The following is a 323-nucleotide window of genomic DNA, read 5'->3' on the forward strand; positions in this document are numbered from 1 at the left end:
AAAGCAATGGAGTTATGTGTACCGGTAACGACATTGCAAGGGCTAAACTTAAGTGGACCTGAATTGTTTTCAAACATGCCTGTCGTTGAAGATCAACAATAGCTGGTATTAGAAAAGTAGGCTATATTTTTGCTAATGGAATTTTACTAACTCCAGCTTGTGCTTTAATTATCTTCGCTTCTACGCCGCTATATGCGACATATAGTGATGCCGGTTCTTGGCTGAAAGCAATGGAGTTATGTGTACCGGTAACGACATTGCAAGGGCTAAACTTAAGTGGACCTGAATTGTTTTCAAACATGCCTGTCGTTGAAGATCAACAA

Annotated in this window: 1 protein-coding gene; it reads left to right on the top strand. The window is 39.9% G+C overall.

What is annotated here, in order from left to right; translation table 11 throughout:
* Positions 1–107 precede the first annotated feature (107 nt).
* Positions 108–323 (top strand): hypothetical protein (locus CK486_RS18625; protein ID WP_371915519.1); only part of this gene is annotated, 216 nt, incomplete at its 3' end.

This window comes from Pseudomonas sp. HAR-UPW-AIA-41 (genome assembly GCF_002304225.1).
Classification (GTDB): domain Bacteria; phylum Pseudomonadota; class Gammaproteobacteria; order Pseudomonadales; family Pseudomonadaceae; genus Aquipseudomonas.